The following is a 620-nucleotide window of genomic DNA, read 5'->3' as shown; positions in this document are numbered from 1 at the left end:
TAGAGGACTTACTGCGAAAAATTTCTAATAGTAGTTATGATGTCCCGTATTTATTTACGAAGGCTGGATTTGGTATTGAGCCAATGAAGATGACAAGCAATGAGCGTATGCTGGCTACAGAAGCTGTTCAAAGATATTTCCTAAATGGAGATAAGTTCTACAATGCTCGTATTGTAAAAATAGAACGTGGAAAAAAAATAGATACGTACCACATTGAAGTTCAAATTCAACAAGTGAATTTCCTTGAACCACGTCAATTTAAAGTACAAGTAAATCAATATGCACAAATTGTAACACCGATTGAACAAATACCACACGGACAAGAAGAAGTACCTGTGGATTAACTGAAAAAGGAGGGTTGTGATTAAAAATCACAACCTTTTTAAAAAAATAAAGAGTACCTAAAAATATTTATTGAATATTCATAATTTTCTGTTATAATAAAAGTGTGTTTAAATGATATTCATATATATTAGTGAAATGATATAAATCCGGAGGTAAAAACAATGAGATTATTATTTGGAACAGCAGCAAACTATTTTGCAGGATATTCTTCTGGAAGAGGCTCGGGACTTTTAGGGACATTATTTGGATGGGCATTACTAGTAGGTAGTGGATAC

General features: G+C 32.4%; 1 protein-coding gene. It reads left to right on the top strand.

The annotated features are described in order from the left end of the window. On the top strand, positions 1–344 hold a 344-nt coding region (locus CO726_RS31215), incomplete at its 5' end, for a hypothetical protein (protein WP_099686854.1). Between the last annotated feature and the right edge of the window lie 276 nt (positions 345–620).

The sequence above is a fragment of the Bacillus fungorum genome, assembly GCF_002746455.1.
Taxonomy (GTDB): domain Bacteria; phylum Bacillota; class Bacilli; order Bacillales; family Bacillaceae_G; genus Bacillus_A; species Bacillus_A fungorum.
The sequence above is the reverse complement of the archived record's forward strand: the minus strand, read 5'-3'. Positions and strand labels throughout refer to the sequence as shown.